The organism is Providencia lanzhouensis, assembly GCF_050469745.1.
Lineage (GTDB): Bacteria > Pseudomonadota > Gammaproteobacteria > Enterobacterales > Enterobacteriaceae > Providencia > Providencia lanzhouensis.
Genome location: NZ_CP174123.1, coordinates 1,691,365 through 1,715,031 on the forward strand (window position 1 = coordinate 1,691,365; position 23,667 = coordinate 1,715,031).

Here is a 23,667-nt window from a genome sequence, read left to right on the forward strand (position 1 = left end):
TATTTGATTGCACTTAGCCTAAAGCAACGACATAATGAACGAATGTTTTTTATATCGAACGGTCGTTCTATGCAGACATCTAAATTTCAGTTTTCTATTCTCCATAATAGCACAGTGAAAAATATTGCACTGGTGTGTATTGCAGACTTAATTGTGGGAATTTCCTACGGTGCATTAGCTCATTCACAAGGTTTTGATTGGTGGGTACCGTTGATGCTGTCCATTTTTGTGCTAGCGGGTGCATCCGAGTTTCTGTTTATTGGCGTGGTATTTTCAGGGGGAAGCCCTCTGTCAGCTGCCTTAGCTGGGCTATTAGTCAACTCGCGCCATATTCCATTCAGTTTTGCCGTCAGTGAATTAACGGGAAAAGGGGCAAAATCGTTGCTGGGATATCACATTATGAATGATGAAAGTGTGGTTTTTGGCTTGGCACAAGACAGCGAACGCGAGAAAACCGCCGCATTTTGGTTATGCGGATTAGGAATTTTAATCTGTTGGCCTGTTGGTGTGGTCATCGGAGAAATTCTAGGAAGCTTTATTCAAGATACCCATGCACTAGGGATGGATGCCATGTTTCCCGCCATTATCTTAGCGCTGAGTTTACCCGCGTTGAAAGATAAGCGCTTAAGACTCGCGGCGATAGTCGGGGCTGTAGTTGCTGTGGTAACAACACCGGTATTACCGGCGGGGATCCCCGTTTTACTGGCCTTGTTGAGTTTAGTTATCTATATAAGGAAATCATGATGATGGAACATCCTTGGTTAATCGTCAGTGGGATTTTTATTTTAGCGGTTGGGACGTACTTAATGCGGGCATCCGGCGCATTGCTAAAAGGGCGGGTCAATTTAACAGAACAAAATAAAGCCCTATTTTCAGCTGCTGCTATTGTGATTTTATTTTCAGTCGCGATGACTTCAACGCTCTTTTCAGGCAATGAATTATCGGATTTACCGAAAATAATTGGGGTGGTGGTGGCAGGTATTCTGACTTGGTACCGCAAGCCATTTATTGTGATTGTTTTGTCGGCTGCGATAGTCACAGCGGTATTACGCGGGTTATTTTAGTTAAAAAAAAGCCCCTATGGCATTAGAGGCTAAAATTAGGGATATACCTAAACGTTATTGTGTCCATTAAGATACTGATTTTTAACTAACAATGCCAAAAGGTTGATGTTATCAGTGTAACAGGCACAGCCTATGGTTTAGGTTGACTCATTCTTATTTAGCTACGGGCGCCGTAGCAGGAACCGGCATTGGCATCGGTTGTGCTGGCTTGAATTCAGGCACTTCCACGACAGACATTTTCACCATGTAGCGTTTGCCATCTTCAATTTTAGGTGTATCGTTTGCCAGTTTTTTCAAGGTTTCATTAGGTTTGGTGGTTTGTTCAGTCACGCTATACACCATATTATGATGATTTCCGCTGTGATGGCGTGGTGATTTATTCATATCAACATTAGCGGCTGCGGCGGCAAAGCCGACAGACAGTAAAACGGCAGCAAGTAAACCTTGGTTTAATTTGTTCATCTTTTATCTCCTCATTAACGTGATGAGAGGATAATTCATCAATTAGATTTCCCTCGCAATGGCTTTTACCTGCTTTGACTGAAGCTCCATATTTCCTGCACGTTTTATCCTTTCTTTGCACATTTTATTGAAAATAATGAGATTATTTTACGTAGAGAAGATTATGTGAAGGTAAAGAAGATAACCCAGAAAAATCTCTGGGTCATTGACGGTTAGCACGCGATTTGCGGTTGCTGTGGCTCGAGAGGAGGTAAACCATAGGCTGCGCGAGCACGGTCGCAGGCTTCATTGTGAATGCCGTTATGCCACGATTGTTCGAATTCTCGGCATGGTGTAGGGCGCTGTTCATAAATAGAGCAAGAAACACATTCCCCGACGGTGCCACCAAGTGCAGTACAGCGGGTATTAGGTTTTTGGTTTGTACCTTGCATGCAGCTCATAAAAGGGGTGATTTGCTCTGTTAAATGTTGAGGAACTGAACCACCGCCAGCTTCAGCTTCTGCCCAGTAAAATGAGACACGAAAGTAAGCACAACAAGCACCACAGCTAACACAGGGATTATCTGAAGGATCAGTTTTTAGTATATGAATAATATTGGTCATATAAAAAATCTAACAATGAAGTTGATAGTTCCCGTAGGAAACGGGAGACGCAACACAGGCAGGAGGCCTAAGAAAATGTTGCTCAGTCACTATTATGTTACGCAGCTTTACGTATTGGCAATGTTTTTTAGATTAAAAACCCAGTATTTCCCATCAAGTCGAAATAAAGTAAAAATTTCAATCTGTTGCAGTTTGATAAAATGTCGAACACAGAAAATAGCAGACACAAAAAAACCTGCCGTTTGACGGGCAGGTTTCAATGAGTGTTAGGAGATTAGGGCGATTAAACGTGTTTTAAATCACCATCGTCATCTTGATTGAAGATTGACTTGTCCGTTTCGCCCATTAACTGGCTAGTGACGGTACCTGCTGTCATTGAACCACTTACGTTCAGAGCAGTACGACCCATATCAATCAGAGGTTCGACCGAAATTAACAGCGCAACTAACGTGACTGGTAATCCCATTGCTGGCAGTACAATCAGTGCGGCGAAGGTTGCACCGCCACCCACACCGGCAACACCGGCAGAACTGATAGTCACGATACCGACTAAGGTTGCAATCCATAGTGGATCAAATGGGTTGATCCCCATGGTTGGAGCGACCATCACTGCTAACATCGCAGGGTAGATACCTGCACAACCGTTTTGGCCAATAGTTGCACCGAAAGACGCCGAGAAGCTTGCGATAGATTCTGGCACACCAAAACGGCGAGTCTGCGTTTCAATATTCAGTGGAATACTGGCTGCGCTCGAACGGCTGGTGAATGCAAATGTCAGTACTGGGCCCGCTTTCTTAAAGAATTTGATTGGATTTAAGCCCGTTGTCGCCACTAAGATGCCGTGAACCACAAACATAATAGCTAGCGCGACATAGGATGCGACGACGAAAGTTCCTAAGTTAATGATATCGGCTAAGTTAGAGCTTGCGACCACTTTGATCATCAGCGCCATCACACCGTATGGGGTTAAACGCATGACTAAGCGAACGAGTTTCATTGCCCATGCTTGCATCACATCGATAGCCGCTAATGCTTTTTCACCGCGCTCTTTATCATCTTTAAACAGTTGCAGCGCAGCTACCCCTAAGAAGGCAGCAAAAATAACCACACTAATGATAGATGTTGGGCTTGCACCCGTTAAATCAGCAAACGGGTTTTTCGGAATAAAGGACAGGATTAACTGAGGAACCGTTAAATCTGAGACTTTACCAATATAATTTGTTTCAATGGCCGCTAGACGTGCAGTTTCAGATTGACCTTGAACCAGACCTTCAGCGGTTAAGCCGAACAGGTTTGCGATCAAGATACCCACTAAAGCAGCAATGGCTGTGGTAAACAGCAGTGTGCCAATGGTTAAAAAGCTAATTTTCCCTAAAGAAGATGCCTTATGAAGTCGAGCGACCGCACTCAGAATAGAGGCGAACACCAGAGGCATAATCACCATTTGTAACAGTTGAACGTAACCATTACCGACGATATTAAACCAAAGAATGGAGTCTTTTACCGTTTGGTGACCGGAACCATACACAAGGTGAAGTCCGACACCATAAGCAACACCGAATACGAGACCCAGTAAAACTTTTTTGGACAGGCTCCAACCATTCGATCCGAGTTTTGCTAACAGTATTAAAAGTGCTACGAAAACGAGCACATTGATAATCAGAGGAATATTCATTCCGCACTCCAAATTGTAATTATTTTACATAATGATTCTTGTTGTTAATCCTTAATAGGTATAAGGATTTCATTTCTTCTAACAACTGGTTATATGATATCAGTTGAAGTTAGTCATTACTTATAATCAAAAGTTATAATTTAGGTTGATTAATGCTTACAGTATATTACAAAAGTGAGCTTTTTGTCGGTAAGTGTATATTTATCTGATTATTAAAATAATTTAGTGCGTTTTCAATTTGCTGGAACCAATCAGCGGGATGGGCTGTTGGAATTAAGACAGCACAGACGGTCAAAAGCACAGCAATAAAGCGTTCTCCGCGTTTACTGGACTTGCCGCGTAAGATGGGAAAACAAAAACGTGTTGGCAGAGGCCATAAAAAGGGAACCCCCGATGGAGTCAGCATATCAGCCACTAAATGGCTCATATAACCTAATAAAAATGCTTGGATAAGGTCGCTAGGTAAGTCCCAATAGTGAGGTAGCCATTGGTAGCTGCTGATCAGTAAGATTAGCCAAGCGATCAGACTGTGAGTGAATCCTCGATGTCCACACAGTTTTGATATAGGTAGTGAAATAATACGAAAAAGCCGCCCGAGAATAGATGAAGGATGGTCAATATCCGGCAATAAGGCACCTAGCAACACTCCTGGCACCATATGCAACCAATCACCCTGAGCGAACTCTGGGGTAATTTGCAATTTATGAGCCATTACAAGTGAGGCGACGGAAAAAAGCAGATGCCCTTCAGCAGTCATGGTGGATAAAATACCATCTGTTTATCTATACAGTAGGCGGGCAGTATAAAGGGTTTGTAGGAAATATGGTAGTGGGGGAGAGTTAAAAAAACTCTTATTTATTAGTTAATAACCGTAGATTTTTATACTTTTTTAAATTTCCCCTACGTGAAAAACGTAAGGGAAATCGAGTTCCGTTAACTTATTTAAGATTAACGTAAATTTTCTGGGCGTAAATCGTTCAATGAGGCGATTTTAACATCAGCCAAACCCCAGCGTGGGTCATTGAAATGCTTACTATCAGGCACGACGATAGAACGCATTCTTGCCGCTTTTGCAGAAATCATTCCATTAAAGGAGTCTTCTAAAGAAGCACAATGGATAGGCTTGGTGGATAACTCAGCGGCTGCTTTTAAATAAACTTCGGGATGAGGCTTACTTAATGGCAAGTCTGCTGCTGAAACGACGGCAGAAAAATAATGGCGGATATCAAATAAGTTAAGCACTTTTTCTAGCATATAATCTGGAGATGCAGATGCTAAAGCGATTTTTAGATCCATTGAGCGGCACAGTTCAAGTGCATGCTGTACACCAGGCAGTAATGGGCGTTTTTCTTCCACTAAACCAATAACGCGGTCAATAATACGCTGCTTTGTTGCTTCTAAGCTACAACCTTGCCAAGGAGATGCGTTGTACCAAAGTTCAACAACGTGATCGATACGTAAACCTAGAGTGTCAGGAAGAGTGTGCTTAATGGACAAATCGACGCCTAACTCTGCAAAAACTTCATCTTCCCCTTGTTCCCAAAAAGGTTCCGAGTCAATCAGCAAACCATCCATGTCAAAGATGACAGATTGGATAGGTAATTTATGATACATAGCAAACTCCATTCATTTAGATACCCGCTTAAAAAGAGGGTGGGGATTGTCGCTGTACTTTAATCACAGTCATTTTGGTTTCTGAAACGATTCTAACAAGCTATGACTTGGGGTTATAGAGATATATGTGCTATCACATGATTTTATTAGAAATTTGAGTTTAGTTATTGATGTGAATTCAATTCAATTTTTGAATAATCCGAAACTCGGTTTTTAACTATCATTTTTTTATAGAAATTTGGAGCCAGCAAATATTATCGGCTATGATTAGCGTAGAAAAAAACTTTAAGGAATAGTTGTAATGAATTACCACAAGGCAAATTCTCTTGCGATTGGCAAACGTATTTTGGGCTGGATCGTATTTTTTGTGGCGTTAATTTCCACATTGACATCGCTAATTAAATTAGCGGCTCTGAAAGGAATTCAAGGCGAAGGAATTAATGCAGTTGCCAATGATTTTGTTAAATTAATGGCGGAGATGACTCGACAAAGTACGCCGTTTCTCAATGTATTTTGGAATAATTCACCAGTCCCTGAAGTGAGCCATGGTTTTTCAGGTAGCTGCATCGGATTTTTTGTTATTTTTATTTTTATCTTTGTGGGGCTTGCTTTAAGTGCTTCAGGTTTACGCATGTATCGACAAATTAAATTCATTCGCGAAAGTATTGAAGATCATGTCATTCTTGAAAATGCAAAAGGCAGTGAAGTGACCAAAGAAGAATTAGAAGCCAAAGTCACTATTCCTCGACATACTATTTTCAAACAGTTCTTCTTGATGTATTTCTGGCCGATTGTTTTAGGGATCGCCATTTATTTTGCGTTGAAACTTCTGAATTGGTAGTTTTTCATGATGTGGCCGCTTTTCATTATGTTGATAGTGCCCGTCATGTTGATGTTTTCCCATCATGAAAATGCACAGAATCGGTATTTACTCCGCCGCTGTGCATCTCTTATTTCCGTCTATTTGACTCGTAGTTATTCGTCGTCTAGTAAATTATCAATAATGCTGCGAGCGTGCAGATAGCTCTGTTCATTACCAAACATATTGGCTTGATTGAGTAAGAAATAGAGTTGATAGATTGGTTGCCTGTCTAAGAAGCCCGCTGGTAATGGCCAAACACTTTGGTACCCATCAATAATTTGAATCGGAATTTCTTTATATAATGGTAACATGGCGATATCACATTCCCGATCACCCCAATAACAAGCAGGGTCATAGAGTACGCCATCCATTTGGTTGGTGACCGCACAATTTGCAGGCCACAGATCCCCATGTAATAAAGAGGGCTGAGGTTGATGACCGGATAAGCGGTGTTTAACAATATCCACGAGTTGTTGAATATCACCAAAAACCATGCCTTTCTCAGATGCAATTTGTAATTGAAGACCAATACGTTTTTCTGCAAAGAATGCATTCCAACGCTTTTCCCACCCATTAGGCTGAACAATGGTACTGAGCATAGTATCAAAGTCGAACCCATAGCTCGGCTGTTCTTCCCATTGATGTAATCGCGCCAATTGTTGACCAAAATGCCAGGCATTGGTGCTATCAAAATGTTTTAACGGGAAATATTCGAGGAGAAGAAAGCTGTGGTGTTTGTTGCTACCCAAGCCGTAGACTTTGGGAACGGTGATGGTTTGGCTTTTCGCTAGCATTTCAAGCTGCTCTGCCTCTTGTTTAAAAAGAGGGAGAAACTCGCGGCGATTTTGTTTTACGAACACCGTATGCTCACCATAATCGATTCTTAAGGTGTGATGAATATCCCCACCAGAGAGAATCACTTTATTTCGCAGCTCTGCCTCACCAAAGTGTTCAATTAATAAACGATTCATCGCTTGCCACATGATCCACCTCGCTGTGATTTGGTCTTCACTCATACCATACTATAGCGTCAATTTAGGAATTAACAGTGATCATTGTTTAATAATTACGCCTTATTTCGAAATGATTGATGGCTGATTTTGTTCAAGAATTGGGAGAGGATTGATTTCGGCGATAATGGATGGATATCGCGTTTCTTCTTTTATATAGAGTAAACTTCAAGATAAAAGAGAGTCGAATAGAAGAAAGAAAAAGCTGAATAGGTTTTCACCGTATTCAGCTGAGGTTGATGACAAAGAGGGATAAAAGCGTGGTTTTTCCCTCTTTGTGTTATCAGGCGAAAATCAATAAATTGATTTTCCTCGTTAATTTTACAACCCAAACGAGCCATTTCCAAACCTGATGGGTTTGTCAATGGCCTGAGCTGAATAGGTTTTCACCGTATTCAGCTTTATATCATTAGGCAGTATGCAAATCTTGGCGTGTGCTATGGGATTTGCGGCGCGCGAGGATTAATTTGCTATAGAGCAGGGCGATAACAAAGTAGCCCGCTTGGATCACAACAATCGTTGGGCCTGTTGTCGCATTAATATGGAAGCTGACAATCGTACCCAGCACGCTGGAGGTGACTGAAGCGATAATTGCTATCACCAACATCCAACCAAAGCTACGGCATAGAACAAAGGCGATGATCCCCGGTGAAATCAACATTGCAATCACCAGAATGATCCCGACAGCTTGCAGTGATGCCACGATGGTTAAAGCTAATAGAGAAAGTAATCCGTAATGTAGCCATTTAACCGGCAAGCCGATAACACGTGCTTGATTTGGGTCAAAGCAGTACAGCATAAAGTCTTTACGTTTGAGTAAGATAATCGCAATGGTTATCCCCGCAAACAGTAAGATTTGTTTAAATTCTTCGTCGGTGATCCCCAAAATATCCCCGAATAAAATATGGGTAAGATGTTGTTCAGTATCAATTTTTGCGAACATTACCAAGCCGACAGCAAACATACCCGAGAAGACAATACCCATGACGGTGTCTTCTTTTATTCGACTGTTCTCTTTTAAATAGCCGGTAGCAACGGCGCAAAATAGCCCCGAAACAAAAGCCCCAATAGCAAGCGGAATGCCAATGAGTGATGCAATGATAATTCCGGGTAATACTGCATGGGAGATGGCGTCTCCCATTAATGACCAACCTTTCAAGACTAAAAAGCAGGATAAAATAGCGCAGACGGTTCCCGTAACAATCGCCGTAATCAAGGCTTTTTGCATAAATGGAAATGCGAAAGGATCCATCAGTAAGTCCATAAAATCACTCATGGGTGGCTCCTTGCTGTTTACGGTGATGCAAGTCAGCGACTTCGCTACGGGCTTTGCGACGAGAGGCAAACAGTCCGTGTTTTGGAGCAAAGAAGAATGCCAGTAAGAAAATTACTGTTTGGAACGTAACAATTAGCCCGCCCGTTGCCCCATTTAAAAAGTAGCTGAGGTAGGCACCAATTGCGCTGGTGGCAGTACCGATAGAGACGGAAATGATCAGCAATGTTTTAAATTTATCTGTCAGTAAATAGGCAGTGGCACCTGGCGTAACCACCATCGCAATGACCAATATCGCTCCAACGGTTTGCAGTGCGGCAACGGTACATGCACTTAATAAGGTGAAGAAAATGATTTTTAGGCGTAGTGGGTTTAAGCCAATGGAACGCGCATGGCTTTCGTCAAAAAACACGGCCAGTAAGTCTTTCCATAGGCACATCAGGACAATAAATGAAACGGCAATGATAATCTCGACTTGAAGCACGTCAGCATCGGCGATCCCCAAAATATTACCGAAGATAATACTTTGCACGTTTACTGAGGTTGGGTTCAACGAAACAATTAATAACCCCGCCGCAAAAAAGGTGGAAAAGATAAAGCCGATAACGGCATCTTCCCGTAAGCGGGTGAGATGTTTAACAAATGTCATGGCGAGGGCGGCGAGAATACCCGTAAAAAAAGCCCCCGCAGCGTAAGGTAATCCAAGCGCATAAGCGCCCGCCACACCGGGCACAACAGAGTGGGAGAGGGCATCTCCCATCAACGACCAACCTTTGAGCATTAAATAAGCTGATAAGAAAGCACACACCGCTCCGACGATGGCACTCACCCATATGGCTTTAACCATAAAGTTGTACTCAAAGGGTTGCAGTAACAACTCAATCATTCAGATTCCTTAGGCTGATTTTTTCTAACCGGTGCATCGTGATCGTGACCATAGAAGACGGCGGCGCGTTCATCATCAGTAATTACCGTGACAGAGCGTGGGTCATCATCGTCGTGAAGCTCTTGACCAGACAGGTTAATATGACGTAGTACGCCACCAAATGCTTTTTGCAGATTACGCTGAGTAAAGGTGGTTTCTGTTGGACCACTCGCCAACACTGTGCGGTTTATTAAAATCACATGGTCACAAAATTCAGGCACACTTCCCAAGTTATGGGTTGAGACTAGAATTAAATGACCTTCATCGCGCAGACTGCGGAGTAGGTCAATAATGGCATTTTCTGTTTTTACATCGACCCCTGTAAAGGGTTCGTCGAGTAACAGAACTTTACCTTGCTGGGCGAGGGCGCGAGCCAAAAACACCCGTTTTTTCTGACCACCAGAAAGTTCACCAATTTGGCGATGCTCCAAACCCGCTAAATCTACGCGTTCTAAAGCCATTTTTACGGCTTCTTTGTCTTCCTTTTTAGGAATACGAAAGAAGCCCATTTTGCCATAACGCCCCATCATCACCACATCAGAAACTAGCACTGGAAAATTCCAATCCACTTCTTCTGTTTGTGGAACGTAGGCAATCACATTCTCTTTTAATGCCGCTTTAATCGGCTGATCATTGAGGGTCACACTACCAGACGATGGTGTGACTAATCCCATAATGGTTTTAAACAGTGTTGATTTACCACTTCCGTTCACGCCCACAAGGGCGCAAATGGAGCCACCGTGAATATTGAAACTTGCATCATAAATCGCGGTATGACCATTGTTGTAAGTGACAGTTGCGTCATCAACAACCAGAGTCGGATGTTCAAATTGATTTGTATGGCTCATTTACTGTGAAAATCCTTTTGCGATAGTATCGACGGTTGTGTTCAGCAGATCTATGTATGTTGGTACAGGGCCTTCAGCGGTTGATAGCGAGTCGACGTATAATACTCCGCCGTATTTCGCGCCAGTTTCTTTACTGACCTGCAGAGCTGGCTTGTCTGAAATGGTACTTTCGCTGAAAACAACGGGAATGTTGTGTTCACGAACTGTATCAATCACTTTTTTAACTTGCATTGGTGAGCCTTGCTCTTCAGCATTGATTGGCCACAAATAGACTTCTTTAAAGCCATAATCTTTAGTGAGGTAGCTAAATGCGCCTTCACTGGTCACTAACCAACGCTTATCTTCAGGAATACGATTTAAACGTTCACGTAAAGGTGCATCAAGCGCCGCAATTTCTTGGGAATATTTTTTCGCGTTAGCATTATAAATGTCGGCGTTTTCTGGGTCATATTTCACCAGCGCCTTACGGATATTTTCGATATAAATTTGTGCGTTAGCAGGTGACATCCAAGCGTGAGGATTAGGATTATCTTTATATTCCCCTTCACGGATTGGCATAGGTTCAATGCCTTCAGTGACGACAACTGCAGGCACATCTTTAAGGTTTTCAAAGAAACGCTGGAACCAAACTTCCAGATTCATTCCGTTCCATAAGATAAGGTTAGCATCGTAGGCTTTCATAATATCTTTTGGTGTCGGTTGATAACCGTGGATTTCTGCACCCGGTTTAGTGATGGATTCGACAATTGCGGCATCACCGGCTACATTTTGAGCAATATCTTGTATTATAGTAAATGTGGTGACCACTTTAAATTTTTTAGCCAAAGCAGGTTGGCTGACAAATAAAACGGCAGCTAATGCAATGAATGTGGTACGTAATAGCGTTGATAATCGGAATAAACAGTTTGTCATAAAATAGATCCTAACGTTGGGTCGCGAGTTCTATGAACTAAATTAATCTCATTAAATGGTTAATCTAAATAAGTATGTTATTGGGCTTGAATGTATTTTCTCATTTATATTGACCTATTTGACTCTACAATGAGTATGGTCTTTCAGGCTGATAGTATTTATATCCCAATTGATAATGATTATCAATATCAATTATGAAAAATCCCGTTAAATGGTAAAAGGGGTATTTTTGTAATCGATGAGTTGCTGGCTATCATTATTATTTAACATGACTAAAACACGTCCAGAAGTAAAAGTTAAGTAAAAAATGTATTATTTTTCTAAAGATTAGCTATTCTTTTGGTGTTTTAATTTGCAGAGGATACAACAGTGAAAAAAATGGTCGGCAGTGCGCTTGTACTTTTGCTATTGGCAGGTTGCTCAAGTGATCCCAATAAAACAGCGAACAGAACAAGAATGCTAGATAATCGCAATCAAATGCCAAATACGACAGCCAATACTAGTTATCCACGAACTCCATATGATGAGTTTATTCGTGAATCCGCGAATCGTTATAGTGTGGATGAAACACTGATTAGAGCCATTATTGAAGTAGAATCTAACTTCCGACCAGAAGTGGTGAGTAAATCTAATGCCATTGGTTTAATGCAAATTAAAGCGTCAACAGCAGGGCGTGATGCATATCGTTATCAAGGGCGTTCTGGTGAACCAAGTTCTAACGATTTAAAAGATCCACGTAAGAATATTGATATCGGTACAACCTATATTCGTATTCTCAAAGAACAACATTTGGCGGGTATTAGCCACCCGCAAACTATGTATTATGCGACCGTTGTGGCTTACGTGAATGGGGCCGGGGCATTACTAAGAACATTTGATAATGATAAAACTAAAGCTATTGCGATGATAAATAACTTATCACCAGAAGAGTTTTATCAACATGTTCAGTCTAAACACCCCGCGCCGCAGGCTCCACGTTATTTGTGGAAAGTTAAGAATGCGTATAATGCATTAGCGGTGAATTACTGATATTCCGTCATTAAGTGTGGGAGCTGCGCGATAATTTCAACGATACCGTTGATGACAAATTGCACTCCCATACAAATTAATAAAAAACCCATTATCCGCCCAATTGCATCAATCCCACTGTTCCCTAGCCATTTCATAATTGACGTCGCTCCCCGTAGCCCAATCCAAACAATCACACTGGCGATCAGAAAAACAATAATGGGTGCGACAGTGATAACCCATGGCGCAAAACCAATATCCCCTTGCAAAGAAGCGGTGGAACTAATAATGATCGCGATGGTACCAGGGCCTGCAGTACTTGGCATTGCGAGAGGGACGAATGCGATATTTTGGTTACCTTGACGTTTTTTGGGAACACTTAAATCGTCAGTGGATACATTATTGTTATCTTCACTATTATCTGAATTAGGAAATAGCATCCCAAAACCAATAAAAACAACAATAAGCCCACCCGCAATACGTAGCCCAGGAATCGAAATTCCGAAGGTGTTCATGACTAATTGGCCAGCATAGAAAGCAACGAGCATGATACAAAAGACATAAATTGCAGCCAGCAGTGATTGGTGGTCACGTTGTTCTTTGGTCATGTTGGCGGAAATACTGAGCATCACGGCAATGGCGGTCAGTGGGTTAGCCAGTGGAAGGAGTAAAACTAAGCCAAGGCTAACGGCTTGAAAAAGTTGTAAAATATCTTGCATGTCGAAAATTACCCTCCAAATTAATCTAGAATGGCTTCTCGTTGGAACTATAACAAACATTGTTACTAATTTGTGGAATCAGAAGGGTATTCTCCCACCAAATTTAGGACAAAGAGATTTTTTTACGTGAGATTGCGTAATGTTTTTACTTAATGAATGACAAAGTTGTTCACATTAACTGTGGATAACATCCCGATTCATGTGTGAATAAGTGTAATTATTTGTTGAATAACAAAGGGGTATGTCACTGGATTAAAAACATTCAATATTTTGAGCAAAAAAAAACCTTTTTATGTGAGATAAAAAGGTCAAGGGCATTATTGCTAGAGGGGGTTTATGTTCATTTGTTAGTGAGTATATACAGTGCTATCTGTTTTACTGACAGGTTATGTAAATTCGTTAAAAGATTATTGTCAGACGATAATCTTATTTCTTGGTAATATAATTGGAATATTCTTTACAAACTCTTTTTTATTTTAAAAACTGCTTTACGGTTTATTGTGTATTCTAAATTTCATGTTAAATAGAATTTTAGGATAGCCAATGAGAAAGTTACTGTCACCATTAGTTACTTCATCAATGCTGCTTGTTTTGGCTATTGCCGCTGTGCTGATCCTGTTCCCACAAATGTGGAAACAATCTATTTTTCCTTCGCTCTCTCAATTATTACCAGATTCAGTTAATTCCTTTATGGTACAAAACGGATTGGCGAATAATGCGTGTGATAATTTAGAAAATAATTTAAGAAGTTTTGCAGATTATCTGCAAGCAAATGCAGACGTTGTTGAAGTGAAGGGAATGAATGGATTAGAAGAGCAAATTGCTAATATTCAAGCCAGATTAAATAATTTACCCAGCGATGTGCGTAATTCCGTATGCCAACAAGAGTATGCCAATCTTGAAGGTCTAAAAAGCGTTTTTTCTTTAGGATACCGTTCATAAAATAACAGAGTATTCATTTACACTGTGTTATTGAATATTATTGATATCGGTGCCAATTCTTATCGTTTTATCCATGATATGCTTACCATATGAATATCAATTTAGGATCTGTGATGAGCATATTTAAACTTCCATTTGTGAATTGGTTAGTACTTAATGGATTTGCTGCTTATTATCTGCATATCAAAGAGGGCTTTTTCTGGAGTTTTTCTGGTTGGATGGGGATTATCGGCATCCTGATTGCCTTAGAGGCTTTCGGCTGGATTGGCGCAAGTTTATATTATTTTGTTCAGCAAAAAACCTCACCAAATCCTATTAGCTCCGCATCTTCTCTTATTACTAGGGGCCCTTATCGGTTATCTCGTAATCCGTTATATCTTGCTTTTACCTCGATGAGTTTAAGCTTCGCTTTGTTTTCGCATTCACCTTATTTTTTGGTTTCAGGTTTGGTCTTTTGGTTAATTACTGACTTATACACCATTCCCCAAGAAGAAAAATTCTTATCTGAACGTTTTAAAGAGGAGTGGCGTACTTATACTCAGCAAACACGACGCTGGCTATAATTCATATTGGTTTAATCTGTTGGTTATTTGTTTTTTATAAGTGGTATCATCTATTTGGTGTTTAGTCATTGCTATTATTATCTATTAATTTAGCTTTCAATGCGGATTTTGATATTTTTCAAGGCGGTTTCCTTTTTGTACATATAAACTGGTATAACCCATAGACTTGCGAGGTTATTGCCGTGAACAAAAAAGTGTTATTAGGTGCTATCGTTTCTTCAGTATTACTGTATTCGGCATCAGCTGTAGCATGCCCTTACTGCAATGGAAACTATGATCACCGCTATCAAAACAATTACCATCAGAACAATTATCGCCAAAACAATGAAATCGCTAAGTTAGCGAAAGAGTTTGATGATAAGCGTTTTGAATTGAACAAACTGTACGATGCTGGCGCCAAAGATGATGACTCGAAAGTAAAAACGCTGGTGAAAGAGCTTGATGATTTATCACTGCAACTTCGAAACGAAGAAGACAAACAATATAACCGCCCATATCGTGATGGTGGATGGGGTGGGCGCGGTAACCATCGCGGTTGTTGGTAACGTTTTGTTGTAATAAGGCTATTCAAAGTCATGTTGGGTAGCCTTTTTGTCTTTTTTCACAGGATGATGGAATGATATTTTTCTCCCCTTAACGATTTATCGTGAAAAAGTGTGGTGAGAGATGAAAAAAGTAATAATTACCGCGTTAGAGCATCCCACAACCCTAAATATTTCATTATCGCGTTCAAAATCACGTATTGAATGGTTACCTGAATATGCAGTGAGAACGGATTGCAATGGCTATGATCATAATATTCTTATTATGATGGCGGATTAAACGTTAATGAGCCCTGAGCATCAGTAATTTTAGCGCTACAATAATCAACAACTGGCTATCGCCATAAAATATGTCTGTGTTATGATTACGAGTTGAGTTGCTAGCGATGTGCATAATTGCGTTATCAATTATATCTGCTTTAGCTTATATAATGTGTACATAATTGTGTACCTATCTCGCATAGTGAAGTGAGAAATCGTCAGTAACGTATTGATTTATAAACTTTGGAATAATCAAGCAAGTGATCTTTCGTGTGGGTCACCACTGCTGATAAGGATTTTTTAATGCCTGTTATTACTCTTCCTGATGGAAGTCAGCGTCAATTCGACCATGCAGTTTCTGTCATGGATGTGGCTCGCGATATCGGCGCCGGTCTAGCAAAAGCATGTATAGCTGGTCGTGTTAATGGTGAGCTGGTAGATGCTTGTGAACTGATCGAGCATGACGCAAACCTGTCAATTATCACGAGTAAAGATGATGATGGTCTAGAAATCATTCGTCACTCTTGTGCTCACTTATTAGGTCATGCAATTAAACAATTGTGGCCAAATACCAAAATGGCAATCGGTCCAGTTATCGACAACGGTTTCTATTATGATATTGACCTTGACTATACGCTGACCCAGGAAGATTTGGACAAGCTAGAAAAGCGTATGCTTGAGCTTGCCAAAACAGATTATGATGTGGTTAAAAAACGTGTTTCTTGGGCAGAAGCTCGTGAAACATTCGTAAACCGTGGCGAAGATTATAAAGTTGAAATCTTGGATCAAAATATTAGCCAAGATGATCGCCCAGGTTTATATCACCACCAAGAATATATTGATATGTGTCGCGGTCCACACGTACCAAATATGCGTTTCTGTCACCACTTTAAATTACAAAAAGTGGCAGGGGCATACTGGCGCGGTAACAGCGATAATAAAATGCTGCAACGTATTTACGGTACTGCATGGGCAGATAAAAAGCAGCTTGCTGCATATCTGCTGCGCTTAGAAGAAGCGGCGAAGCGTGACCACCGTAAAATTGGTAAGCAATTAGATTTATATCATATGCAGGAAGAAGCGCCGGGTATGGCATTCTGGCATAACGATGGTTGGACAATTTTCCGTGAACTGGAAACTTTTGTACGTACCAAACTAAAATCCTACAATTACCAAGAAGTTAAAGGCCCATTTATGATGGACCGCGTATTGTGGGAAAGAACAGGTCACTGGGAAAACTACAAAGATGCAATGTTCACAACCTCATCTGAGAACCGTGAATATTGTGTTAAACCAATGAACTGCCCAGGTCACGTTCAGATCTTTAACCAAGGGTTAAAATCATATCGTGATTTACCACTGCGTATGGCAGAATTTGGTAGCTGCCATCGTAATGAGCCATCAGGTGCACTGCATGGTTTAATGCGCGTACGTGGCTTTACCCAAGACGACGCCCATATCTTCTGTACTGAAGATCAAATTTTGGGCGAAGTGACTAGCTGTATTGAGATGATTTATGACGTTTACAGCACTTTCGGTTTCGAAAAAATCGTTGTAAAACTGTCTACTCGCCCTGAAAAACGTATCGGTACAGACGATATGTGGGATACAGCAGAAGCAGACTTAGCCAATGCGCTGAAGTCGAAAGGTATTGAGTTCGAATACCAGCCGGGCGAAGGTGCATTCTACGGCCCGAAAATTGAATTTACACTGTATGACTGCCTTGACCGTGCATGGCAATGCGGTACTGTACAATTAGACTTCTTCTTACCGGGTCGTCTAAATGCTTCTTATGTTGGCGAAAATAATGAGCGTATTACGCCAGTTATGATCCACCGTGCGGTTCTGGGTTCATTAGAGCGCTTTATCGGTATCTTAACGGAAGAATATGCTGGTTTCTTCCCAACATGGTTAGCACCACAACAAGTTGTTGTGATGAACATTACAGATAGTCAAGCAGACTATGTTCAAGAATTAGTTAGCAAGCTGCAAAGTGTTGGCATTCGTGCGAAAGCGGACTTACGTAACGAGAAAATCGGCTTTAAGATCCGCGAACACACCCTGCGTCGTGTTCCTTACATGTTGGTTTGTGGTGAGAAAGAAGTTGAATCAGGTAAAGTGTCTGTTCGTACCCGTCGTGGTAAAGATTTAGGCAGCCTTGATGTTAACGAATTCATGACTAAACTACAGGAAGAAATTCGCAGTCGTCAGCTCAATCAGATGGAGGAATAAGGTATTAAAGGCGGAAAAAAACTCCCAACAGCACGTCCGAATCGTATTAACGAAGAGATCCGTGCAACTGAAATTCGTGTTACTGGCATTGACGGTGAACAACTTGGTGTAATGAGTGTGCGTGACGCACTTGCCAAAGCGGAAGAGGCTGGTGTTGATTTAGTTGAAATCAGCCCAAACGCAGAGCCACCAGTTTGTCGAATCATGGATTACGGCAAGTATCTTTATGAGAAGAGTAAATCTCAGAAAGAGCAGAAAAAGAAACAAAAAGTTGTTCAGGTGAAGGAAATTAAATTCCGTCCAGGAACAGATGAAGGAGACTACCAAGTTAAATTACGTAGCCTCATTCGTTTCTTAGAAGATGGTGATAAAGCGAAAATCACACTGCGTTTCCGTGGTCGTGAAATGGCTCACCAACAAATCGGTATGGAAATGCTTAACCGCATCAAGGCTGATTTGGAAGAGCTCGCCGTCGTCGAATCATTCCCTTCACGTATTGAAGGGCGCCAAATGATTATGGTGATGGGACCTAAGAAAAAATAATAGGTCATGATTAGGAACGCGAGTGGGGATTGCACCTCACTCGCGTTTTTTTATTGATAGACCCAGTTATTTACATGATCCTTAGTGAATAATTTGAATATCTGCTTGAGTAATCTCACAATAAGCAGTAAAATCCGCGGTCGAATCGCTTTGTAAAACTCGCCTTGTTCGAGTTAAAGCTAAAAAAGAATATCGCGTTTGGGTAATAAGTTGTTTAAAAAGGCATTACCGAGGCGCTTGCTTTAGAGAATGTAGCAAATCTCTTTATCCAGTTGGAGGAATGAAGTATTAAAGGCGGAAAAAGAATCCCATCAACACGACCAAATCGTATTAATGATGAAATTCGTGTTCCTGAAGTCCGTTTAACCGGTTTAGACGGCGAACAGTTAGGCATCATGAGCGCGCGTGAAGCGCTTGAAAAAGCTGAAGAAGCAGGTGTTGACCTCGTAGAAATCAGCCCAAATGCTGAACCGCCAGTTTGTCGTATTATGGATTACGGCAAATTCCTTTATGAGAAGAGCAAGTCTCAAAAAGAACAGAAAAAGAAACAAAAAGTTGTTCAGGTGAAGGAAATTAAATTCCGCCCTGGTACAGATGAAGGTGATTATCAGGTCAAACTACGCAACCTGATTCGCTTTCTAGAAGATGGTGATAAAGCGAAAGTAACACTGCGTTTTCGTGGTCGTGAAATGGCTCACCAGCAAATCGGTATGGAAATGCTTAATCGCATCAAATCTGATTTGGAAGAGTTAGCATCTGTTGAATCATTCCCTTCGAAGATTGAAGGGCGTCAAATGATTATGGTGCTGGCACCGAAGAAGAAATAATTAGGCAACCAAGTAATAGTTTCACAGTAATGTGAGTATTATTCGCCTAATTAATTCGTAGTTAATCACAATGCGAAGTTGGAAATAAAAGAAATGCCAAAGATTAAAACTGTACGTGGCGCAGCAAAGCGCTTTAAAAAAACTGCAGGCGGTGGCTTTAAGCGTAAGCATGCAAACCTTCGTCACATTCTGACTAAAAAGTCTACTAAGCGTAAACGCCATTTACGTCCGAAAGGAATGGTATCTAAGGGCGATCTGGGTCTGGTTGTTGCTTGCCTGCCTTACGCATAAGTAAACATTTAGTTAATTAAGAATAAAGACGATAGGAGATAGCTATGGCTCGCGCAAAACGTGGTGTAATCGCACGTGCACGTCACAAGAAAATCATGAAACAGGCGAAAGGTTACTATGGTGCACGTTCACGTGTTTACCGCGTAGCGTTTCAAGCGGTAATCAAAGCTGGTCAATATGCTTACCGTGACCGCCGTCAACGTAAACGTCAGTTCCGTCAACTGTGGATCGCGCGTATCAACGCTGCGGCTCGTCAGAACGGTCTGTCTTACAGCCGTTTCATCAATGGCTTGAAAAAAGCTTCAATTGAAATCGACCGTAAGATCTTAGCAGACATCGCAGTTTTCGATAAAGCAGCATTCACTGCTTTAGTTGAAAAAGCAAAAGGCGCTTTAGCTTAATGTTTGCTTGAAGAGAGGAAGGAAACTTCCTCTTTTCATTTATAATGTTTGTATTAAAAATCAGCTTGTGTTAATACTTTCAGTCTATATTAGTAACCTTAACCTTGTGTTTTTGAGACTATTTTAATGAACAACGTAATTTTTCGTTTCTTTTTTTACTTTAGCACCTGAATCTCGGGGGCTTTTGCGTATAGCGAGTAGAATAGAAACGAAAAGTTACGCTAAAGCCTCCGTTAGGAGGCTTTTTTGTTTTTGGTTTGATAGAAAATACAGTAAAATCAGTCAGGTATTCACATCTTATTAATATGATTGTGATGATAAATTTAGTGAATAACTAGCAAAAGACCGAGTGGTCATAAAGGGGAAACAATGCCACATCTCGCTGAATTGGTTGCACAGGCAAAAGCAGCCATTGAACAGGCCCAAGATGTTGCGACGTTAGAGTCAGTGCGTGTTGAATTTTTAGGCAAAAGCGGCCACTTCACACTCCAGATGAAAACGTTGCGTGATCTGCCTGCGGATGAACGCCCAGCAGCAGGGGCTGTGATTAATGAAGCTAAAGTCCAAGTTCAAGATGCACTGAACGCCCGTAAAGATGCAATGCAAGCCGATATTCTGAATGCACGTTTAGCATCAGAAAAAATCGACGTTTCATTACCAGGTCGCCGTATGGAAAATGGTGGATTACACCCAGTAACTCGCACCATTCAGCGAATTGAAGAATTTTTTGGTGAATTAGGTTTCTCTGTTGAGACAGGGCCTGAAATCGAAGATGACTACCATAACTTTGATGCACTGAACATTCCTGCTCATCATCCAGCGCGTGCTGATCACGATACTTTCTGGTTTGATGCAAAACGTTTATTACGTACTCAAACATCTGGTGTGCAGATCCGTACGATGAATGGTCAGCAACCACCAATCCGTATTATTGCACCAGGTCGCGTTTATCGTAATGACTACGACCAGACTCACACCCCAATGTTCCACCAAACTGAAGGTCTGATTGTTGATAAAGACATTAGCTTTACCAACTTAAAAGGCACACTTCATGACTTCCTGAACAACTTCTTTGAAGAAGAAGTTCAAGTTCGTTTCCGTCCATCCTATTTCCCGTTCACTGAGCCTTCTGCTGAAGTTGATGTTATGGGTAAAAACGGCAAATGGCTGGAAGTATTAGGCTGCGGTATGGTGCACCCTAATGTATTACGCAATGTTGGTATTGACCCTGAGGTCTACTCTGGATTTGCATTTGGTATGGGAATGGAGCGTTTAACCATGTTGCGTTATGGCGTTTCTGACCTTCGTGCATTCTTCGAAAACGATCTTCGTTTCCTCAAACAGTTTAAATAAGGCGGGTCTATCTCATGAAATTCAGTGAACTATGGTTACGCGAATGGGTGAACCCGGCGGTAAGCAGTGAAGAATTATCAGACCAAATCACCATGGCTGGTCTGGAAGTTGATGGCGTTGAAACCGTTGCCGGTCAATTCCATGGTGTTGTTGTGGGAGAAGTTGTTGAATGTGGACAACACCCTAACGCAGATAAACTGCGTGTCACGAAAGTGAATGTTGGCGGCGATCGCTTATTAGATATCGTATGTGGTGCACCAAACTGCCGCCAAGGCTTACGTGTTGCCGTTGCAACCGTCGGCGCTGTATTGCCGGGTGATTTCAAAATTAAAGCAGCGAAATTACGTGGCGAACCGTCTGAAGGCATGCTGTGCTCATACTCTGAGCTAGGTATTTCTGATGATCACAGTGGCATTATTGAGTTACCGCAAGACGCTATTATCGGTACTGACATCCGTGAATACCTAAAATTAGATGATCACGCGATTGAAATCAGCATTACACCAAACCGTGCAGATTGCTTAAGTATCTTAGGTGTGGCGCGTGATGTCGCGGTTATCAATAAATTAGATTTAGTTGAACCTGCAATCAGCCCAGTGGCAAGCACAATTAAAGACACATTCCCAATCCGTGTTGAAGCGCCTGCTGCATGTCCACGTTTCTTAGGTCGTGTTATCAAAAATATCGATGTTAGCGCACCAACGCCAATGTGGATGAAAGAAAAACTACGTCGTGGCGGTGTTCGTTCTATTGATGCCGTGGTTGATATCACAAACTATGTTCTGTTGGAATTAGGTCAGCCACAACACGCTTATGATTTAGATCGTTTAAATGGCGCAATCGTTGTGCGTATGGCGAAAGATGAAGAGAAGCTAGTACTGCTAGACGGTACTGAAGCGACTTTGAAATCTGACACGCTGGTTATTGCCGATGAAACTCAAGCTTTGGGCATCGCAGGCATCTTTGGTGGTGAGCACTCCGGTGTTAACACTGAAACCAAGAACATTTTATTAGAATGCGCATTCTTCGAACCACTGGCTATCACAGGCCGTGCTCGTAATTACGGTCTGCACACTGATGCTTCACACCGTTTTGAACGTGGTGTTGACTCGCAGCTGCAATTTAAAGCGATGGAACGTGCAACAGCATTGATCGTCGATATTTGTGGTGGCGAAGTCGGTGAAATCATTGACGTTTCTAGCAAAGCACATTTACCAAAACCAGCAAATATTAAGCTGACGCGTAAAAAATTAGACCGTTTAATCGGTCACGTGATTGCAGACGAAACGGTGACCGATATCCTGAAACGTTTAGGTTGCCAAGTCCAAGTTTCAGAAGATTGCTGGGATGTGGTGGCACCAAGCTGGCGTTTCGATATGCAAATCGAAGAAGATTTAGTTGAAGAAGTCGCTCGCGTATACGGATATAACAATATCCCAGATGTACCGCTGCGTGCTGATTTGATTATGACTGACCATAAAGAAGCTAATTTACCGCTGAAACGTATTAAAGCGATGTTAGTTGACCGTGGTTATCAAGAAGCGATTACTTACAGCTTCGTAGACCCTAAAATTCAGAGCCTATTACACCCGCAGGAAGAAGTACTTTCTCTGCCAAATCCAATCTCAGCTGATATGTCCGCCATGCGTTTGTCTCTGCTGACTGGTTTATTAGGCACTGTGGTCTATAATCAAAATCGTCAACAAAACAGAATTCGTTTATTTGAGACAGGTCTGCGCTTTACGCCTGATAATCAAGCAGAATATGGTATTCGTCAGGAAAACATGCTGGCGGGTGTGATCACGGGCAACAAATTCGATGAACATTGGTCATTAGATAAACAAGTTGTTGACTTCTTTGATTTAAAAGGTGATCTTGAAGCTGTTTTTGAATTGACTGGAAAACTAAATCAAATTACATTTAAATCTGAAGCACATCCAGCACTACATCCTGGGCAAAGTGCTGGGATTTATCTGGAAAATGAACATATTGGCTTTATCGGTGTTGTTCACCCAGAACTAGAACGTAAACTCGATTTAAATGGTCGTACAGTCGTGTTTGAAGTTCGTACTGATGCAATCGCACAGCGTGTTATTCCAGAAGCGAAAGCGATTTCGCGTTATCCGTCGAACCGTCGTGACATTGCTGTGGTTGTGCCAGAAACTGTAGCAGCTGCCGAAGTTTTAGCAGAATGTAAAAAAGTTGGCATAAATCATATAGTTGGCATAAACTTATTTGATGTGTATTGTGGTGAGGGGATAGCAGAGGGTTATAAGAGTCTCGCTATCAGTCTCGTCTTCCAAGATACTCAGCGTACCATGGAAGAAGAAGAGATTACCGCGACCGTTGATCTGTGTGTTGCTGCGTTAAAACAGCGATTCCAAGCCTCCTTGAGGGACTAAACTTATGGCGCTTACTAAAGCTGAAATGTCAGAAAATTTGTTTGAAAAACTGGGTGTTAGCAAACGTGATGCGAAAGACCTTGTTGAAACTTTCTTTGAAGAGGTTCGCCTTTCCTTAGAAAACGGTGAGCAAGTTAAATTATCTGGATTCGGTAACTTTGATTTACGTGATAAAAATCAACGTCCCGGTCGTAACCCTAAAACTGGGGAAGATATTCCAATCACTGCTCGTCGTGTTGTTACTTTCCGCCCAGGCCAAAAATTAAAAAGCCGTGTGGAAAAAGCAACGCCAAAAGAGTAATCCTATTCTCTGAATAGCAGAGTAATAAAAAAGAC

Annotated in this window: 28 protein-coding genes and 1 other annotated feature; of the genes, 17 read left to right on the plus strand and 11 right to left on the minus strand. The window is 41.5% G+C overall.

All coding sequences use genetic code 11. The annotated features are described in order from the left end of the window. Positions 1-69: 69 nt before the first annotated feature. Positions 70-744: an AzlC family ABC transporter permease gene (locus ACIH2S_RS07935; RefSeq protein WP_154609733.1), complete on the plus strand. Its 675-nt coding sequence runs from the start codon at positions 70-72 to the stop codon at positions 742-744. Next, positions 741-1,064 (plus strand): AzlD domain-containing protein, encoded by a 324-nt coding sequence (locus ACIH2S_RS07940; protein WP_080675622.1) that lies wholly within the window; start codon positions 741-743, stop codon positions 1,062-1,064. Before ACIH2S_RS07935 ends, ACIH2S_RS07940 begins: the two co-directional genes overlap by 4 nt. Before the next feature lie 153 nt (positions 1,065-1,217). On the opposite strand, the gene ACIH2S_RS07945 is transcribed toward ACIH2S_RS07940, so the two are convergent. The 5 genes from ACIH2S_RS07945 to hxpB form a co-directional block, all read right to left on the minus strand. Next, on the minus strand, positions 1,218-1,526 hold the full coding sequence (locus ACIH2S_RS07945; protein ID WP_036950515.1) for a hypothetical protein: 309 nt from the start codon (positions 1,524-1,526) through the stop codon (positions 1,218-1,220). 212 nt (positions 1,527-1,738) lie between these two features. Beyond that, positions 1,739-2,128, minus strand: coding sequence for a YkgJ family cysteine cluster protein (locus tag ACIH2S_RS07950; RefSeq protein ID WP_036950513.1), 390 nt, complete (start codon positions 2,126-2,128; stop codon positions 1,739-1,741). A gap of 283 nt (positions 2,129-2,411) precedes the next feature. Continuing rightward, positions 2,412-3,803 carry an L-cystine transporter gene (locus tag ACIH2S_RS07955; protein WP_036950508.1) on the minus strand — a complete coding sequence of 464 codons (1,392 nt, stop codon included), beginning with the start codon at positions 3,801-3,803 and terminating at the stop codon, positions 2,412-2,414. A 166-nt stretch (positions 3,804-3,969) separates the two neighbouring features. Further along, on the minus strand, positions 3,970-4,560 hold the full coding sequence (locus ACIH2S_RS07960; RefSeq protein WP_036950506.1) for a metal-dependent hydrolase: 591 nt from the start codon (positions 4,558-4,560) through the stop codon (positions 3,970-3,972). A gap of 191 nt (positions 4,561-4,751) precedes the next feature. After that, the gene (gene hxpB / locus ACIH2S_RS07965; RefSeq protein WP_036950504.1) at positions 4,752-5,417 is read right to left on the minus strand and encodes a hexitol phosphatase HxpB; all 666 of its coding nucleotides are present in this window, start codon (positions 5,415-5,417) and stop codon (positions 4,752-4,754) included. A 301-nt stretch (positions 5,418-5,718) separates the two neighbouring features. Between hxpB and ACIH2S_RS07970 the strand changes: the two genes are divergently transcribed. Then, positions 5,719-6,258 (plus strand): YniB family protein, encoded by a 540-nt coding sequence (locus ACIH2S_RS07970; RefSeq protein WP_036950502.1) that lies wholly within the window; start codon positions 5,719-5,721, stop codon positions 6,256-6,258. Between the two features lie 134 nt (positions 6,259-6,392). Here the strand turns inward: ACIH2S_RS07970 and ACIH2S_RS07975 are convergent, their stop codons facing one another. The 5 genes from ACIH2S_RS07975 to ACIH2S_RS07995 all read right to left on the minus strand — a co-directional run bounded on the left by ACIH2S_RS07975 (position 6,393) and on the right by ACIH2S_RS07995 (position 11,247). Further along, on the minus strand, positions 6,393-7,262 hold the full coding sequence (locus ACIH2S_RS07975; protein WP_036950500.1) for a fructosamine kinase family protein: 870 nt from the start codon (positions 7,260-7,262) through the stop codon (positions 6,393-6,395). 436 nt (positions 7,263-7,698) lie between these two features. Continuing rightward, positions 7,699-8,565: a metal ABC transporter permease gene (locus ACIH2S_RS07980; RefSeq protein ID WP_036950498.1), complete on the minus strand. Its 867-nt coding sequence runs from the start codon at positions 8,563-8,565 to the stop codon at positions 7,699-7,701. Continuing rightward, positions 8,558-9,448 carry a metal ABC transporter permease gene (locus ACIH2S_RS07985; RefSeq protein WP_108479029.1) on the minus strand — a complete coding sequence of 297 codons (891 nt, stop codon included), beginning with the start codon at positions 9,446-9,448 and terminating at the stop codon, positions 8,558-8,560. Before ACIH2S_RS07985 ends, ACIH2S_RS07980 begins: the two co-directional genes overlap by 8 nt. Next, positions 9,445-10,335: a manganese/iron ABC transporter ATP-binding protein gene (locus ACIH2S_RS07990; protein ID WP_036950494.1), complete on the minus strand. Its 891-nt coding sequence runs from the start codon at positions 10,333-10,335 to the stop codon at positions 9,445-9,447. The genes ACIH2S_RS07985 and ACIH2S_RS07990 overlap by 4 nt, the downstream gene beginning before the upstream one ends. After that, entirely contained in the window at positions 10,336-11,247 is a 912-nt protein-coding gene (locus ACIH2S_RS07995) for a metal ABC transporter substrate-binding protein (RefSeq protein WP_108479028.1), read from the minus strand. Between the two features lie 369 nt (positions 11,248-11,616). Here ACIH2S_RS07995 and ACIH2S_RS08000 point away from each other — a divergent pair, with 369 nt between their 5' ends. Then, positions 11,617-12,276: a transglycosylase SLT domain-containing protein gene (locus ACIH2S_RS08000; RefSeq protein ID WP_036950490.1), complete on the plus strand. Its 660-nt coding sequence runs from the start codon at positions 11,617-11,619 to the stop codon at positions 12,274-12,276. On the opposite strand, the gene ACIH2S_RS08005 is transcribed toward ACIH2S_RS08000, so the two are convergent. Further along, positions 12,270-12,974 (minus strand): MarC family NAAT transporter, encoded by a 705-nt coding sequence (locus tag ACIH2S_RS08005; protein ID WP_036950488.1) that lies wholly within the window; start codon positions 12,972-12,974, stop codon positions 12,270-12,272. The two genes, ACIH2S_RS08000 and ACIH2S_RS08005, sit on opposite strands and share 7 nt — an antisense overlap. 543 nt (positions 12,975-13,517) lie before the next feature. On the opposite strand from ACIH2S_RS08005, the gene ACIH2S_RS08010 reads away from it, so the two are divergent. The 13 genes from ACIH2S_RS08010 (at position 13,518) to ihfA (ending at position 23,632) form a co-directional block, all read left to right on the plus strand. Continuing rightward, a complete protein-coding gene (locus tag ACIH2S_RS08010) occupies positions 13,518-13,916 on the plus strand; it encodes a hypothetical protein (protein WP_036950486.1) in 399 nt (132 codons plus the stop codon). A 113-nt stretch (positions 13,917-14,029) separates the two neighbouring features. Then, positions 14,030-14,479, plus strand: coding sequence for a methyltransferase family protein (locus tag ACIH2S_RS08015; RefSeq protein ID WP_349487778.1), 450 nt, complete (start codon positions 14,030-14,032; stop codon positions 14,477-14,479). Positions 14,480-14,661: 182 nt separating this feature from the next. Next, positions 14,662-15,024 (plus strand): hypothetical protein, encoded by a 363-nt coding sequence (locus ACIH2S_RS08020; protein WP_108479026.1) that lies wholly within the window; start codon positions 14,662-14,664, stop codon positions 15,022-15,024. Positions 15,025-15,145: 121 nt separating this feature from the next. After that, positions 15,146-15,301, plus strand: coding sequence for a hypothetical protein (locus ACIH2S_RS08025; protein ID WP_154637390.1), 156 nt, complete (start codon positions 15,146-15,148; stop codon positions 15,299-15,301). Between the two features lie 284 nt (positions 15,302-15,585). After that, entirely contained in the window at positions 15,586-17,514 is a 1,929-nt protein-coding gene (gene thrS, locus ACIH2S_RS08030) for a threonine--tRNA ligase (protein ID WP_036950480.1), read from the plus strand. Between the two features lie 3 nt (positions 17,515-17,517). Next, positions 17,518-18,057, plus strand: a complete 540-nt coding sequence (gene infC / locus ACIH2S_RS08035) for a translation initiation factor IF-3 (RefSeq protein ID WP_071992134.1) — start codon at positions 17,518-17,520, stop codon at positions 18,055-18,057. 287 nt (positions 18,058-18,344) lie between these two features. Then, positions 18,345-18,884, plus strand: coding sequence for a translation initiation factor IF-3 (gene infC / locus ACIH2S_RS08040; RefSeq protein WP_071992133.1), 540 nt, complete (start codon positions 18,345-18,347; stop codon positions 18,882-18,884). Between the two features lie 93 nt (positions 18,885-18,977). Beyond that, on the plus strand, positions 18,978-19,175 hold the full coding sequence (rpmI, locus tag ACIH2S_RS08045) for a 50S ribosomal protein L35 (protein WP_004263702.1): 198 nt from the start codon (positions 18,978-18,980) through the stop codon (positions 19,173-19,175). Between the two features lie 44 nt (positions 19,176-19,219). Next, entirely contained in the window at positions 19,220-19,576 is a 357-nt protein-coding gene (gene rplT, locus ACIH2S_RS08050) for a 50S ribosomal protein L20 (RefSeq protein ID WP_006659451.1), read from the plus strand. Between the two features lie 120 nt (positions 19,577-19,696). After that, positions 19,697-19,827 (plus strand) — a sequence feature (Phe leader region). Continuing rightward, the gene (gene pheM, locus ACIH2S_RS08055) at positions 19,703-19,747 is read left to right on the plus strand and encodes a pheST operon leader peptide PheM (RefSeq protein WP_126437459.1); all 45 of its coding nucleotides are present in this window, start codon (positions 19,703-19,705) and stop codon (positions 19,745-19,747) included. Its footprint overlaps the feature before it by 45 nt. A 118-nt stretch (positions 19,828-19,945) precedes the next feature. Beyond that, positions 19,946-20,929, plus strand: a complete 984-nt coding sequence (gene pheS / locus ACIH2S_RS08060; protein ID WP_036950469.1) for a phenylalanine--tRNA ligase subunit alpha — start codon at positions 19,946-19,948, stop codon at positions 20,927-20,929. A gap of 14 nt (positions 20,930-20,943) precedes the next feature. Continuing rightward, a complete protein-coding gene (gene pheT / locus ACIH2S_RS08065; protein ID WP_036950467.1) occupies positions 20,944-23,331 on the plus strand; it encodes a phenylalanine--tRNA ligase subunit beta in 2,388 nt (795 codons plus the stop codon). Positions 23,332-23,335: 4 nt separating this feature from the next. Next, the gene (gene ihfA, locus ACIH2S_RS08070) at positions 23,336-23,632 is read left to right on the plus strand and encodes an integration host factor subunit alpha (protein WP_004263721.1); all 297 of its coding nucleotides are present in this window, start codon (positions 23,336-23,338) and stop codon (positions 23,630-23,632) included. The last annotated feature ends 35 nt before the right edge of the window (positions 23,633-23,667 follow it).